10 protein-coding genes, 2 tRNA genes, 1 pseudogene and 1 other annotated feature are annotated in these 15,088 nt (G+C 70.0%); of the genes and pseudogenes, 11 read left to right on the top strand and 2 right to left on the bottom strand.

The genetic code is table 11. The features are described from left to right. Nucleotides 1–261: 261 nt before the first annotated feature. The 11 genes from dnaA to POD19_RS03160 all read left to right on the top strand — a co-directional run bounded on the left by dnaA (nucleotide 262) and on the right by POD19_RS03160 (nucleotide 13,322). A complete protein-coding gene (dnaA, locus tag POD19_RS03210) occupies nucleotides 262–1,809 on the top strand; it encodes a chromosomal replication initiator protein DnaA (protein WP_340309293.1) in 1,548 nt (515 codons plus the stop codon). A 750-nt stretch (nucleotides 1,810–2,559) separates the two neighbouring features. Then, nucleotides 2,560–3,675 carry a DNA polymerase III subunit beta gene (gene dnaN / locus POD19_RS03205; protein ID WP_002856446.1) on the top strand — a complete coding sequence of 372 codons (1,116 nt, stop codon included), beginning with the start codon at nucleotides 2,560–2,562 and terminating at the stop codon, nucleotides 3,673–3,675. 21 nt (nucleotides 3,676–3,696) lie between these two features. Next, complete coding sequence (recF, locus tag POD19_RS03200; protein WP_070708965.1) at nucleotides 3,697–4,911, top strand: DNA replication/repair protein RecF; 1,215 nt, start codon at nucleotides 3,697–3,699, stop codon at nucleotides 4,909–4,911. Further along, nucleotides 4,904–5,467 (top strand): DUF721 domain-containing protein, encoded by a 564-nt coding sequence (locus POD19_RS03195; protein WP_044659941.1) that lies wholly within the window; start codon nucleotides 4,904–4,906, stop codon nucleotides 5,465–5,467. The genes recF and POD19_RS03195 overlap by 8 nt, the downstream gene beginning before the upstream one ends. Nucleotides 5,468–5,837: 370 nt before the next feature. After that, a complete protein-coding gene (gene gyrB, locus POD19_RS03190) occupies nucleotides 5,838–7,988 on the top strand; it encodes a DNA topoisomerase (ATP-hydrolyzing) subunit B (RefSeq protein ID WP_178329116.1) in 2,151 nt (716 codons plus the stop codon). A gap of 223 nt (nucleotides 7,989–8,211) precedes the next feature. Then, a complete protein-coding gene (gene gyrA, locus POD19_RS03185) occupies nucleotides 8,212–10,752 on the top strand; it encodes a DNA gyrase subunit A (RefSeq protein WP_445299763.1) in 2,541 nt (846 codons plus the stop codon). Continuing rightward, the gene (locus tag POD19_RS03180; protein ID WP_010079768.1) at nucleotides 10,749–11,249 is read left to right on the top strand and encodes a DUF3566 domain-containing protein; all 501 of its coding nucleotides are present in this window, start codon (nucleotides 10,749–10,751) and stop codon (nucleotides 11,247–11,249) included. The genes gyrA and POD19_RS03180 overlap by 4 nt, the downstream gene beginning before the upstream one ends. A 101-nt stretch (nucleotides 11,250–11,350) precedes the next feature. After that, nucleotides 11,351–11,424, top strand: a tRNA-Ile gene (locus POD19_RS03175). 58 nt (nucleotides 11,425–11,482) lie between these two features. After that, nucleotides 11,483–11,644: a hypothetical protein gene (locus tag POD19_RS03170; protein WP_181161587.1), complete on the top strand. Its 162-nt coding sequence runs from the start codon at nucleotides 11,483–11,485 to the stop codon at nucleotides 11,642–11,644. 11 nt (nucleotides 11,645–11,655) lie between these two features. Continuing rightward, a tRNA-Ala gene (locus POD19_RS03165) sits at nucleotides 11,656–11,728 on the top strand. A 350-nt stretch (nucleotides 11,729–12,078) separates the two neighbouring features. After that, nucleotides 12,079–13,322, top strand: a protein-coding gene (locus tag POD19_RS03160; RefSeq protein ID WP_144819063.1) for an IS3 family transposase whose coding sequence is annotated in 2 segments (ribosomal slippage) — nucleotides 12,079–12,352 and nucleotides 12,352–13,322 — 1,245 coding nt in all. Because the reading frame shifts where the segments join, the coding sequence is not laid out codon by codon here. Continuing rightward, nucleotides 12,348–12,482 (top strand) — a sequence feature (AL1L pseudoknot). It overlaps the preceding gene by 135 nt. Before the next feature lie 27 nt (nucleotides 13,323–13,349). Here POD19_RS03160 and nrdI read toward each other — a convergent pair. Together nrdI and POD19_RS03150 are read right to left on the bottom strand one after the other, a co-directional pair. Beyond that, nucleotides 13,350–13,682: pseudogene (gene nrdI, locus POD19_RS03155) on the bottom strand (class Ib ribonucleoside-diphosphate reductase assembly flavoprotein NrdI); the annotation flags it as partial. Nucleotides 13,683–13,761: 79 nt separating this feature from the next. Further along, a protein-coding gene (locus POD19_RS03150; RefSeq protein ID WP_340309499.1) for an IS3 family transposase occupies nucleotides 13,762–14,912 on the bottom strand; the annotation gives its coding sequence in 2 pieces (ribosomal slippage) (nucleotides 13,762–14,642 and nucleotides 14,642–14,912; 1,152 coding nt in all). Between the last annotated feature and the right edge of the window lie 176 nt (nucleotides 14,913–15,088).

Here is a 15,088-nt window from a genome sequence, read left to right as displayed (position 1 = left end):
TGACATGAAATCCCCGGCGGGCACGATCAACCGACACCCGGGGGACCAGACAACTCTAGTGGCCGGGGTGCGCGGGGGTCAAACGGGTGCGCGCGGATCCCGGACGCGCACGGGCGCCCGGGACGGTCGTCCACAGGATGATAGGGGTTGTCCACCGTCTGTGCACAACCCTGTGGACAACCGTTAGACTCCGAGCACCGTCGTCCGTCTCGCGCAGCCGCCCCCTCCCCGGGGACGTCTGTCCCAGGAAAGGAAGCCTCCGTGGTGGCAGACCAGGCCGTGCTCAGCTCGTGGCGCTCCGTCGTGGGCTCCCTCGAGGACGACGCGCGGGTCAGCGCCCGCCTCATGGGCTTCGTCTACCTGGCCCAGCCGCAGGGCCTCATCGGCAACACGCTCCTGCTGGCCGTGCCGAACGAGACCACCCGCGAGACGCTCCAGGGCACCCAGGTGGCCGACGCCCTCACGGACGCCCTCACCAAGGAGTTCCGCGAGGAGATCCTGCTGGCCATCTCGATCGACGCGAACCTGCAGCCGCCGCGGACCCCCTCCTCGGAGGCCCGGCGCTCCTCCCTCGCCGGCGGGCCGTCCGCCGCCGCGGCGCCGGACGTCGAGCTGCCCCCGGCCGCGACCGCCGCCACCTCCCGCCGCGCCGTCGCCGAGGAGCTGCCGGGCTTCCGCATCGAGCCGCCGGCCGACGTCGCGCCCGCTGCGACCGCGGCCCCGAACGGGAACGGCAAGCCGACCCCCGCGCCGCCGTCGACGTCCGCGGAGACCAGCCGCCTCAACGACCGCTACCACTTCGAGACGTTCGTGATCGGCTCGTCCAACCGGTTCGCGCACGCCGCCGCGAACGCGGTGGCCGAGGCGCCGGCGAAGGCGTACAACCCGCTGTTCATCTACGGCGAGTCCGGCCTGGGCAAGACGCACCTGCTGCACGCGATCGGACACTACGCCCGTCGCCTCTACCCGGGCCTGCGGGTGCGGTACGTGAACTCGGAGGAGTTCACCAACGACTTCATCAACTCCATCCGCCACGACGAGGGCGCCTCGTTCAAGCAGGTCTACCGCAACGTGGACATCCTGCTGATCGACGACATCCAGTTCCTGGCGGACAAGGAGGCGACGGTCGAGGAGTTCTTCCACACCTTCAACACGCTCTACAACAACAACAAGCAGGTGGTCATCACCTCGGACCTGCCGCCCAAGCAGCTCTCCGGGTTCGAGGACCGGCTGCGCTCCCGCTTCGAGTGGGGGCTGATCACGGACATCCAGCCGCCGGACCTCGAGACGCGCATCGCGATCCTCCGGAAGAAGGCGGAGGCCGAGGGGCTCGTGGCCCCGCCGGAGGCGCTGGAGTACATCGCCTCGCGCATCTCCACGAACATCCGCGAGCTCGAGGGCGCGCTGATCCGCGTGACCGCGTTCGCCTCGCTCAACCGGCAGACCGTGGACATCGAGCTGGCCGAGCATGTGCTCAAGGACCTGATCACGGACGAGACGGCGCACGAGATCACGCCGGAGCTGATCCTGCACGCCACGGGGGAGTACTTCAATCTCACCCTCGAGGAGCTGACCAGCAAGTCCCGCACCCGCACGCTGGTGACGGCGCGGCAGATCGCCATGTACCTGCTGCGCGAGCTGACCGAGATGTCTCTGCCCAAGATCGGCCAGGTCCTGGGCGGTCGCGACCACACCACCGTCATCCACGCGGACCGCAAGATCCGCGAGCTGATGGCCGAGCGGCGGACGATCTACAACCAGGTCACCGAGCTCACCAACGAGATCAAGCGGAAGCAGCGCGGCGCCTGAGCCACCCACTGCCCCCCCTCGAGTCCCGGTTCGAACCTTCGACCGGGACTCGAGTCTTCCTCCACATTGTCCACCGGTGTGGACAACTCTGTGGAGAACCCCCGCCGCTGTGGACAACCTCCGCCCCTGTGGATGGCGGAATCAGGCCGCTCACGCCGCGTCCACACCCCTGGGGACGACGACGGTGCACAGGCTGGTGAATCACACGGATGTCATTCGCTTGCCCACACGTATCCACAGGTCTCCACAGCCGAAAACCGCATGATCTCGCGGGTTTCGACGGGTGTGGATGTGCCCTGTGGACAGTAATGTGGACAACTGGGGGGTGGATCCGGGGATGAGTCTGGACAACTCCGGTCGGGCCTGTGCAGAGCGGGGGGAGGGCCTCCGGGGCTCGTCCACACCGGATGCACACCCCGAACGAGCGGGCGTCCACACGGTTCCCCCAACCGGATCCGCATGGTGCCGCGGCAGAACGGCGTTCTCCACAGGATCCACACCCGCTATCACTCCTTCTGATCCCTCTGGAGAGATCCCGCCAAGCAACATCAACTCCGCCGTCCCGCACCGAGCTGAGCGCCTCGACGGCCCGGGCTGCGCCCGGGCGCCCGAGATCCGTGGAATCACACCGCTGTCATTCGTCGGCGACCTGACACCCGCCGCGCGGACCGCCTATGCTGAGGCCCGCGTGTCGCCGTTCCCCCCGGGCCCGCAACCCCCGTCATCACCCCCAGAGAGGCAGTGCAGCTCGTGAAGTTCACCGTCGAACGCGACATCCTCACCGACGCCGTCTCCTGGGCTGCCCGCTCCCTGTCCCCGCGCCCGCCGGTGCCGGTGCTCTCGGGCCTGCTGATCACGGCCGAGGCCGGCGTCGTGTCCATCGCGAGCTTCGACTACGAGACCTCCGCGCGCCTGGAGATCGAGGCCGACGTCGAGACCGCGGGCCAGGTGCTCGTCTCCGGCCGCCTGCTGAACGACATCGTCCGCTCCCTGCCGCAGGCCCAGGTCACGGTGGAGCTCGACGGCGGCAAGGTGCTCGTCACCTGCCGCTCCTCCCGCTTCGCCCTGGCCACGATGCCCGTGGGCGACTACCCGGCCCTGCCCGAGCTGCCGGCCCCCGCGGGCACCGTGGACGGGGCCGCGTTCGCCCACGCCGTCGCCCAGGTCACCGTCGCCGCCTCCAAGGACGACACCCTGCCGATCCTCACCGCCGTGAAGGTGGAGATCGAGGGCGACACCATGACCTTCCTGGCCACGGACCGCTACCGGCTGGCCATGAAGGAGATCCGCTGGACCCCGGCGGACCCGTCCCTCTCGACGTCGCTGCTCATCAAGGCGCGCACGCTCACCGAGGTCGCCAAGTCCCTCGGCTCCGGCGGCGACCTGGAGATCCTGCTCGGTCAGACCGCCGACCTCGTGGGCTTCGCCTCCGGCGGCCGTCGCACCACCTCCGTGCTCGTGGACGGCGAGTACCCCAAGATCCGCTCGCTCTTCCCCGAGTCCAGCCCCATCCAGGCCGTGGTGGACACCGCCGCCCTGGTCGAGGCGTCCCGCCGCGTGGCCCTCGTCGCCGAGCGCAACACCGCCCTGCGCATGGTGTTCACGGACGGCCAGGTCACCCTGGACGCCGGCACCGGCGACGACGCGAGCGCCAACGAGTCCGTGCCGTGCACGCTCGAGGGCGAGGACATCACCGTGGCGTTCAACCCGTCCTACCTCTCCGAGGGCCTGGCCGTGGTGGACCAGCCGCAGGTGCGCTTCGCGTTCACGTCCGCGCCCAAGCCCGCCCTGCTCACCGGCGTGAACCAGGAGGACGGCGTCGTCTCCGACTACCGCTACCTCGTGATGCCGGTGCGCATCGCCTGACGCAGGGGGCTGGACGCTCCCGTGTACCTGTCCCACCTCACCGTCGCGAACTTCCGGTCCTACCGCTGGGCCGATCTGGAGCTGACGCCGGGGTCCACGGTGCTGCTCGGGGCCAACGGGGTGGGCAAGACCAACCTCGTGGAGGCGATCGGCTACCTCGGCGCCCAGCAGTCGCACCGGGTCAGCTCGGACGCGCAGCTCGTGCGCTTCGGCCGGGACCGGGCCCGGATCGCCGGACGCGTGCACCGCGGGTCCCGCACCGTCGCCCTCGAGCTGGAGATCCTGCCGGGCCGGTCCAACCGGGTGGCCATCAACCGCGGCGCCCCCGTGCGGGCGAAGGAGGGCCTCGGGATCCTGCGCACCGTGGTCTTCGCTCCGGAGGACCTGAGCCTCGTGACGGGGGAGCCGGGCGGCCGCCGTCGTCTCCTCGACCAGCTCATGGTGCAGCTGCGTCCGGCCCTCGGCGAGGCCGCCGCCGACTACGAACGCGTGCTGCGCCAGCGCAACGCCCTGCTCAAGTCGAGCCGCGGCTCTCGCCGCTGGGGCCCCGAGGAGGACGCGACCCTCGCCGTCTGGGACGAGCACCTCTGCGCCGCCGGCGCCCGCCTGCTCCACGGCCGCCTGCACGTGCTGCGCCTGCTGGCCCGCCCCCTCCAGGAGATGTATGCGGCGTTGACCAACGGCTCCAAGGCGGCGGCCTACGCCTACGAGTCCACCGTCCCGCTGGCCCGCGGCACCCACGCGGAGGTCCCGGCCGTGGCGGACCTGGCCGCGGACATGCGCCGGACGCTCGAGGCCCAGCGGGAGGAGGAGCGGGCGCGGGCGCTCACCCTGGTGGGCCCGCACCGGGACGAGCTCGCCCTCTTCCTGGGCCCGGCGCCCGCGCGCGGCTACGCCTCCCACGGGGAGACGTGGTCGCTGGCGCTCGCCCTGCGCATGGCGGCCTACGACGTGCTCGTGGCGGACGACCCGGACCCCGACGCCCGCCCCGTCCTGATCCTGGACGACGTGTTCGCGGAGCTCGACGCCGCCCGTCGCCGCCGCCTCGCCGCGCTCGTGCACCGGGCCGAGCAGGTGATCGTCACGGCCGCCGCGCTCGAGGACGTCCCCGAGGAGCTCACGGCCCACCGCGTGCTCATCCGCCAGGACGCGGAGGGCTCCGAGGCCGTGGCCGCCGCGGCCCCCGTGGAGGGTGACATCCGCGAGCCCCGGCGCGAGGGCGGCGCCGATGGCTGAGACCCCCGCCCCGTTCGAGCCGGACCGGCCGGACCTGGCGCTCGTGCAACTGCGTCGGGTCCGCGAGGCCGCCCGGGAGCGGGGCGAGGCGCCGCTGCGGGCGCGGGGGACGGGCGCGGGCCTGGCCGGGGCCATGGCGGGCACGCCGTCGGCCGGCCGGGAGCGGCAGGACCGTCGGCGGCCGTTCGGGGGTGCGGACCGGGACCCGGCCACGGTGTCCACCGTGTTCGGCCGGCTCATCCGCGACCGCGGCTGGTCCACCCCCGTGGCGGTCGGCTCCGTGCTCACCCGCTGGGCCGAGCTGGTGGGGCCGGAGATCGCGCTGCACTGCCGCCCGGAGAGCTTCGAGGACTCCGTGGTGCGGGTCCGGACGAGCTCCACCGCGTGGGCCACGCAGCTGCGCCTGATGAGCCCCGTGCTCCTGCAGCGCTTCGACGAGGCGCTCGGGCCCGGCGTCGTGACCCGCATCGAGGTGGCGGGGCCGCAGGCCCCGAGCTGGCGCAAGGGGCCGCGCACCGTGCGCGGCGGCCGCGGGCCGCGCGACACCTACGGCTGAGTCCCGGGCTGCCCCCCGCGGCGCACGACGGCGTCCCGGACGCGGCGAGGCCATGGGCGCCGCTCTGGCGCGCTCACAGGGTCGGTGACGGCCCGGGAGGCATGGGCGGTCTCCTGCGCACGTCCTGAGCCGTGTCCCTGGCCGCTGAGCGGGTGTTCTCCCGCGGCGGACCCCCGTCGATGCGGGCCCTCGGGGTGCCAGGCGGTACACTGGGACCAGTGAAAGGGGGCCGGCCGTCGTCCGTCCCCCGCCCCCGTGGATCTGCGGGAGCGTGTCGCGTGCCGGTTATGTCCGGGCGGCGGGGCGCGCCTGCGCGCGGGTCGACCCTGCCGCCGACGTCCGAGGAAGTGAGCCACCCGTGGTTGACGCCATGCCCGAGAACCCCGCGGAGGAGCCGACCGCCGCGTCGGCCGCGCCGAACCCGGAGGCCGTGCCGGACGCCGTCGGGCAGCCCGAGGCCCCGGTGAAGGACCGGAAGGTGCCCGGTGAGTACGGCGCCAGCGCCATCACCGTGCTCGAGGGCCTCGAGGCCGTCCGCAAGCGCCCCGGCATGTACATCGGCTCCACCGGGCCGCGGGGCCTGCATCACCTCGTGTACGAGGTCGTGGACAACTCCGTGGACGAGGCGCTGGCCGGCTACGCCACCGGCATCGACGTCACACTGCAGGCCGACGGCGGCGTGCGCGTGGCGGACGACGGCCGCGGCATCCCCGTGGACCTGCACCCCACCGAGGGGAGGCCGACCGTCGAGGTCGTCATGACGATCCTGCACGCCGGCGGCAAGTTCGGCGGTGGCGGCTACGCCGTCTCGGGCGGCCTGCACGGCGTAGGCATCTCCGTGGTCAACGCGCTCTCCCGCCGCGTGGACACCGAGGTCCGCCGTCAGGGGCACGTGTGGCACCTGTCCTTCGCGGACGGCGGCGTGCCCCAGGGCGAGCTGGTGAAGGGGGAGGCCACGGACGCCACGGGCACCGTGCAGACGTTCTACCCGGACCCGGAGATCTTCGACTCGATCGAGTTCGACTACGAGACCCTGCGTGCCCGCTTCCAGCAGATGGCCTTCCTCAACAGGGGCCTGCGCATCACCCTCACGGACGAGCGCGTCCAGGAGTCCAACGAGGTCGTCGACGACGAGATCGCGGGCGAGGGCGCCGCCGGTGAGGACGTCGCGGAGAACGGCCTGGCGGAGGACGCGGAGCAGGAGCCCCAGCGCCGCTCCGTCACCTACCTGTACGAGAACGGCCTGCTCGACTACGTCCAGCACCTCAACTCCGCCAAGAAGGTCGAGTACGTCCACGACGACGTCATCGCCTTCGAGGCCGAGGACGTCTCGGACGGCCGCTCCATGGCCGTCGAGGTGGCCATGCAGTGGACCTCCGCCTACTCGGAGTCCGTGCACACCTACGCGAACACGATCAACACCCACGAGGGCGGCACCCACGAGGAGGGCTTCCGCGCCGCGCTGACCTCCCTGGTCAACCGCTACGCGCGGGAGAAGGAGATCCTCAAGCCCAAGGAGGACAACCTCACGGGCGAGGACATCCGCGAGGGCCTGACCGCCGTGATCTCCGTGAAGCTCTCCGAGCCGCAGTTCGAGGGCCAGACCAAGACCAAGCTCGGCAACTCCGAGGCCCGCGGGTTCGTGTCCAAGGCGGTCACGGACCACCTCGGCGACTGGTTCGAGCGCAATCCGGGCCCGGCCAAGGAGATCATCCGCAAGGCCATCATGGCCTCGCACGCCCGCCTGGCCGCCCGCAAGGCCCGGGACAACGCGCGCCGCAAGTCCCCGCTGGAGTCCTTCGGCATGCCCGGCAAGCTGGCCGACTGCTCCTCGAAGGACCCCGAGCGCTGCGAGGTGTACATCGTGGAGGGCGACTCCGCCGGCGGCTCGGCCAAGCAGGGCCGCAACCCGGAGACGCAGGCCATCCTGCCGCTGCGCGGCAAGATCCTGAACGTGGAGCGCGCCCGCCTGGACAAGGCCCTCGGCAACGCCGAGATCCAGTCGATGATCACGGCGTTCGGCACCAACATCGGCGAGGAGTTCGACATCTCCAAGCTGCGGTACCACAAGATCGTGCTCATGGCGGATGCGGACGTGGACGGCCAGCACATCACCACGCTGCTGCTGACCGTGCTGTTCCGGTACATGCGCCCGCTCATCGAGGCCGGCCACGTGTTCCTCGCGCAGCCGCCGCTGTACCGCATCAAGTGGTCCAACGCCCCGCACGACTACGTGTTCTCCGACGAGGAGCGCGACGCCGCCGTCGAGGCCGGCCTGGCCAAGGGCTGGCGCTACCCCAAGGACAACGGCGTGCAGCGCTACAAGGGCCTGGGCGAGATGAACTACCAGGAGCTCTGGGACACCACCATGGATCCGGAGCACCGCACCCTGCTGCAGGTGACCATGGAGGACGCCGCCGCCGCGGACGCCGTCTTCTCCATGCTCATGGGCGAGGACGTGGAGTCCCGCCGCACCTTCATCCAGCAGAACGCCAAGGACATCCGCTTCCTGGACGTCTGAGCCGGACCCGCAGACCTGCCTGAGCCGACCACCCTCCCCGCCGTCGCGGGGAGCACGAGAGGACCCGCGTGAGCGACGAGACCACCCCCAGACCCCGGACGAGCCCGTCGAGGGCGCCCCGACCCCGCAGCCCCCGCAGACCGGCCTGGACATCGAGGTCGAGCACTACGTGCTCCCCGAGGGCGCCGCCGACAAGGTCGAGCCCGTCGACCTCGAGTCGGAGATGAAGCGCTCGTACCTGGACTACGCGATGGCCGTGATCGTCGGCCGCGCGCTGCCGGACGTGCGCGACGGCCTCAAGCCCGTGCACCGTCGCGTGCTCTACGCGATGTACGACGGCGGCTACCGCCCGGACCGCGCGTTCAACAAGTCCGCCCGCGTGGTGGGCGACGTGATGGGCAACTACCACCCGCACGGCGACACCGCGATCTACGACGCCCTCGTGCGCCTCATCCAGGACTGGGTCCAGCGCTACCCTCTGGCGCTCGGCCAGGGCAACTTCGGCTCCCCGGGCAACGATGGGGCGGCCGCCCAGCGCTACACCGAGACCAAGATGGCCCCGCTGGCCATGGAGATGGTCCGGGACATCGACGAGGACACCGTCGACATGCAGGACAACTACGACGGCAAGCAGCAGGAGCCCGTCGTCCTGCCCGCCCGGTACCCGAACCTGCTGGTCAACGGCTCCTCGGGCATCGCCGTCGGCATGGCCACGAACATCCCGCCGCACAACATGCGCGAGGTGGCCGCGGGTGTGCAGTGGTACCTCGAGCACCCCGAGGCCACCCGCGAGGAGCTGCTCGAGGCGCTCCTGGCCCGCGTGCACGGCCCCGACTTCCCCACGGGCGCGCAGATCCTGGGCCGCAAGGGCATCGAGGAGGTCTACCGGACCGGCCGCGGCCCCATCACCATGCGCGCTGTGGTCAACGTGGAGGAGATCCAGGGCCGCACGTGCCTCGTGGTCACCGAGCTGCCCTACATGACCAACCCGGACAACCTCGCCGCGAAGATCGCGGAGATGGTGCGGGACGGCAAGATCAACGGCATCGCGGACATGCGCGACGAGACCTCCGGCCGCACCGGCCAGCGCCTGGTGATCGTGCTCAAGCGCGACGCCGTCGCCAAGGTGGTGCTGAACAACCTCTACAAGCACACCGAGCTGCAGTCGAACTTCTCGGCCAACATGCTCGCGCTCGTGGACGGCGTGCCGCGCACCCTGTCCCTGGACGGCTTCGTGCACCACTGGGTGAAGCACCAGATCGACGTGATCGTGCGCCGCACCGCGTTCCGCAAGCGCAAGGCCGAGGAGCGCGCGCACATCCTGCGCGGCCTGCTCAAGGCCCTGGACATGCTGGACGAGGTCATCGCGACCATCCGCCGCTCGGCCTCGGCGGACGTGGCCCGCGAGGCCCTCAAGGAGCTCCTGGACATCGACGACGTCCAGGCCCAGGCCATCCTGCAGATGCAGCTGCGCCAGCTCGCCGCCCTGGAGTCCCGGAAGATCCAGGACGAGTACGACGACCTCATGGCGAAGATCGCCGAGTACAACCGGATCCTGGAGTCCCCGCAGCGTCAGCGCGAGGTCATCTCCGAGGAGCTCGCCGAGATCGTGGCCAAGCACGGCGATGACCGCCGCACCGAGATCATGGCCGGCTTCGACGGGGACATGTCCATCGAGGACCTGATCCCCGAGGAGGAGATGGTCGTCTCCATCACCCGCGGCGGCTACGTCAAGCGCACCCGGATCGACCAGTACCGGTCCCAGGCGCGCGGCGGCAAGGGCGTGCGCGGGGCGACGCTGCGCGGCGACGACGTCGTCGAGCACTTCCTCACCGTGTCCACGCACCACTGGCTGCTGTTCTTCACGAACTTCGGCCGCGTGTACCGCATCAAGACGTACGAGCTGCTCGAGGCCGGCCGCGACGCGAAGGGCCAGCACGTGGCCAACCTGCTCGCGTTCCAGCCGGACGAGCGGATCGCCCAGATCCAGCCGCTCGTGGACTACGGCCGGGCCCCGTACCTCGTGCTCGCCACGCGCGGCGGCCTCGTGAAGAAGACGCCGCTGCTGGACTACGACACGAACCGCACCGCCGGCCTGATCGCCATCAAGCTGCGTGAGGGGGACGAGCTGGTCTCGGCCCGCGTGGTCTCGCCCGACGACGACCTCATCCTGATCTCGCACAAGGGCCAGTCCCTGCGGTTCACCGCCACGGACGAGGCGCTGCGTCCCATGGGCCGTGCGACCTCGGGCGTGACGGGCATGAAGTTCCGCGACGACGACTCCCTGCTGACCATGGACGTGGTGGAGGAGGACGGCTACGTCTTCACCGTCACGGACGGCGGCTTCGCCAAGCGCACCCACGTGGACGAGTACCGCCTGCAGAACCGCGGCGGCCTCGGCATCAAGGTCGCCAAGCTCGTGGACGACCGCGGCGAGCTCGCCGGCGGTCTCGTGGTGCGCGAGGACCAGGAGGTCCTCGTGGTGATGGCCTCGGGCAAGGTGGTGCGCTCCTCCGTCGCCGGCGTGCCGGCCAAGGGCCGCGACACGATGGGCGTGATCTTCGCCAAGCCGGACAAGCGGGACCGGATCGTCGCCGTCACCCTGAACAATGAGCAGGAGATGGAGGCGAAGGCGGACGCCGAGGCCGAGGCGGGGCCGGATGTACCCTTGGACGCAGACATCGACCCGACCGACCCCGTAGCCGCACCGGAGGACGCCCTGACGCAGGACGCCGGTGAGGGTGCAGACGGAGGAGAGCAGTGAGCACGTCCGCGTCGTCGCGTCCCGGCCAGGGGCGGAGCACCGGGAAGGCCGCCGAGCCGCGGTCCGGCCGCCCGGTGCGCAAGGCCAGCGGGTCCTCGCAGGAGGACCTGGTCCGCGCCGTCCCGAAGGCCAAGGTGCGCCGCGCCCGCCTGGTCCTGACCCGGGTGGACCCGTGGTCCGTGCTGAAGCTGGCGTTCCTGCTCTCGGTGGCGCTGGGCATCCTCACGGTGGTGGCGGCGGTGGCGCTGTACTCGCTGTCCGACGTCCTCGGGATCTTCGACAGGGTCAACGACGTGATCGGCACCGTGCTCGGCTCCGAGGCCGGGCGCTACACCGTGGCGTCCCTGGCCCCGCTGAGCACCGTGACCTCGCTGGCCACCGTGCTGGCCGTGGTCAACGTCATCCTGCTGACCGCCCTGGCCACCGTGGCCGCGCTGCTCTACAACCTCTGCGCGAGCCTCGTGGGCGGCCTCGGCGTCACGCTGACGGACGACTGAGCAGACCCTCGACGACGCCCCGCGCGGATTTGCGCGGGGCGTCGGCGTTCCTGTACAGTCATCTCCTTGTTGTGAACGGCGTCAGCCGTGAGCGACGGTGAGGGCGTATAGCTCAGGCGGTTAGAGCGCTTCGCTGATAACGAAGAGGTCCCAAGTTCAAGTCTTGGTACGCCCACTCCCACCACACAGAGCCCCGGTCCGCTGGGGCTCCGTTCGTCTCCGGAGGTCTTCCCATGGGTCGACTGGCACGCGTGGCCCTCGTGGTCAGCGCCGCGGCAGCCGCCTATGGGGCGCGTTTCTGGCGGGAGAACAGTGCGGGGAAGGACGTCTGGGCCACGGCCACGGACGACCTGCCGGAGGACGCCGACGGCGTCGAGCCGGCACCGGAGGACTGACCCGTCCTCACGGGGGCATGGCGCAATTGGTAGCGCACCTGCTTTGCAAGCAGGGGGTTAGGGGTTCGAGTCCCCTTGCCTCCACCGAGGGTGTTTCAGGGAATGGGAGCGACGAACCCAGGAAATGAAGCACCGAGGGGCCCGAGTCGCAGATGATGCGGCTCGGACCCCTTTTTCATGCCCTCCAACGGCCCCCAGAACCGCCTTCTCCCGCAGTTGTGGCGCAGGACAAGGGGCCGACCCGCCTTCGGAAGTGGCCGCGGGCATGAAAATGCCCCCACCCGGACGAATCCGGGCAGGGGCGAATGGCCCTTCGTCGCTCAGGCGGCGGGACCAGATGACTCGCGGAGGACCGGCACGAAGACCGGCTTGAGTTGTACTGAAGCGTCCCGGGTGTGATGCCGCTTCCTTTCGAGTTCGAGAGGATGTTGTTCATGCCGAAGAAGTTCGATCCCGAGGTGAAGGACCGCGCGGTGCGGATGGTCCTGGACCGTGTCGAGGAAGCCGGGTCAGTCACGAAGGCCGTGGCTTTGGTGTCGCCGAAGGTCGACGTGGGGCGCGAGACCTTGCGCCGCTGGGTCTGTCAGCACCGCGTCGACGCCGGCCTCAAGGACGGGCCGACCAGCGATGACCTGGCCGAGCTCAAGCGCCTGCGCGGCGAGGTCAAGCGATTGCGGGAGGACAACGAGATCCTGCGCAAGGCCTCGATTTTCTTCGCGGGGGAGCTCGACCCCCGCAACCGATGATCATGGGATTCATCGATCAGATGCGCGCCAAGGGGCATGCGGTCGAGTCGATCTGCAGGGTGCTCCGTCAGGAGGGCTGTCAGATCGCCGCACGCACCTACCGGGCGTGGCGCCGCCGCAGCGCGTCGGCTCGTGACACGTCCGACGCGGTCCTGCTCAACGTCCTGCACGACCTTGTCGGCACCCCGGAAGGGCTGTACGGGCGTCGGAAGATGACCGCGTGGCTGCGTCGAGAAGGTCACCAGGTCGGCGCCGCTCGTGTGGACCGGCTCATGCGGGTTGCGGGGATGAACGGTGTGCGTCGAGGCAGGCCAGTGCGCACCACCGTCCCGGCCAAGGACGGCTGCCGTGCCGGTGACCTGCTCAATCGAGACTTCACCGCGGCCGCGCCGAACACGAAGTGGGTCGCGGACTTCACCTATGTGCGCACGTGGGCGGGCTTCGTATACGTCGCGTTCGTGCTGGACTGCTACTCGCAGAGAATCCTCGCCTGGCATGCCGCGACGGCCAAGACGACCCCGCTGGTCCTGACCCCGCTGCGGATCGCGTTGTGGGACCGTGACCGGCACGGGCACCCTGTGCAGCCCGGCGAGCTGATCGCGCACAGCGATGCCGGGTCGCAGTACACGAGCCTTCGCTTCGCCGAGCACCTGGCCGCCGAGGGCATCGCCGCGTCCATCGGGACCGTCGCCGATGCGTATGACAACGCGCTCATGGAATGCGTCATCGGCTTGTACAAGACCGAGTGCATCACCACCACGATCTTCCACAACGGCCCGTACAAGACCATCGCCGACGTCGAGTACGCCACCGCCGGATGGGTCGAGTGGTACAACAATCGAAGGCTCCACTCGTCCCTGGCTATGACCACCCCGGCCGAGTACGAGACTGCCTACTACGCCGCCCTCAACCGAGAGCTGGCACCCACATAGGAGCGGCACGAAACCCGGGACGCTTCACTCACCGAAGTTCGTGTTCCCCGCCGTGATCATCCCCCGGATGAGGGCCCGGTTCGCCGGGTCGTTCAGGAACGAGATCACCTGTTTCGGAACCGCCCCGGCTCGTTCCCCGCCGCCGTACGTGGGGACGACCAGCACGTACGGCCGTGCCACTCGAATCAGTCCTTCGGCACGAAGGCGTAGCGGGATGCGCACGGCGGGCCGGTCGAGCCGTTCGACGAACCGGCGGGTGTTCTCCGACACGCTCGAGAAGAACACGAGATCAGGCGACTGGGCGGTGGCGAGCTCGCGCACCGAGAGCGCTGCGCGCCCGGATGCTGACGGGGCTGGCATGGCGGTCCTCCTCGCTCCCAGGGCTGTGACGCACCACGCCACCAACCACTACATGTTGTGCCTCACTGAGCCGCCCCCTTCATTCGGTCCGGACGTTCTGTGAGTCGTCGGTTTCCATTTGATGGGTGCACTGCCGAGCGTACTCGGCTGGGGTTAGGTAGCCGAGCGAGGAGTGCCGGCGGTGGTGGTTGTACTCGTCCTTCCAGTCGCCGATGATGACCTGTGCGTGCAGCAGCGAGTAGAAGCTGTTGATGTTGAGGCACTCGTCGCGGATCCGGCTGTTGAACGACTCGACGTACCCGTTGCGCCACGGCGAGCCCGGAGGGATGTAGGACAGGCCGGTGCGGGTGCCGGCCCAGTCGGCCATCGCCTCGCTGATGAACTCCGGCCCGTTGTCCGACCTGAGCACCGCCGGGGCGCCCCGGGCGGCGACGAGGTCCTCGAGGTGGGCGGTGAGTCGGTCGGCGGTAATCGAGCGCTCCACGAGCCCGCCGATGCACTCCCGGGTGTGTTCGTCGACGATCGAGCAGATCTTGATCGGTCGTCCGTGCTCGTCGGCGTCGAACTGGAAGTCCACCGCCCACACCACGTTCGGCGCGTCCGCCGTCGGCGCGTCGACGGTCGAGGACCCGACGCGCTTGCGTCGACGCCGCTGCGGGACCCGGAGCCCTTCGTCACGCCACAGGCGTTGGATCTTCTTGTGGTTCACCACCCACCCCTCGGCGCGGGCGTCGTGATACGCCCGCCGATACCCGTAGCGGGGATGGCCCTTCGCCCAGGCGCGCAGCCACTCCCTGAGCGCCCGATCCGGGTCCGCGACCGTGTCGCCCTTGAGCGGTCGCCGGTACGCGGAGCGGCTCAGCCCGACCAGACGGCACGCCATCCGTTCGCTCACCCGCAACTTGCGCTTGAGGTGATCGACGGCGGCGCGGCGCCTGTCCGGGCTTAGAAGTTTCCCTCAGCCAGCTCCTTGAGCGCGGCCTTCTCCAGCTCCGCTTCCGCGAGCAGACGCTTCAGGGTCGCGTTCTGCTTCTCCAGCTCCTTCAGGCGCTTTGCGTCGTCGGCCTTGAGGCCGCCGTACTGGTTCCGCCACCGGTAGTACGTCTGCTCGGACACCCCGAGCTCCCGGCACACCGCCGCGACGTCCTGACCATCGGCGAGCATCCTGTCGGCCTGCCCGAGCTTACGGACGACCTGCTCGGGGGTGTGACGCTTCCTGCTGTTCGTCATGATCTGACCAGTCTCCCTGCCCGCGACCGCGGGCAACAGGACGACTCTCATAACGACTGGACCTACGAAACGGGGTCAGCCCATCACCGATGTTCGGAGTGGCGTATCTAGTAATAACATCAATGTAGTTTATTTGTCTATGCCACGCCCATGTTTGGAACTACGGCACACCGAAC

Origin of the sequence: Micrococcus sp. GPGPB33 (genome assembly GCF_037853785.1) — a bacterium.
Lineage (GTDB): Bacteria > Actinomycetota > Actinomycetes > Actinomycetales > Micrococcaceae > Micrococcus > Micrococcus luteus.
This window is presented reverse-complemented; position numbering and strand designations above follow the sequence as displayed.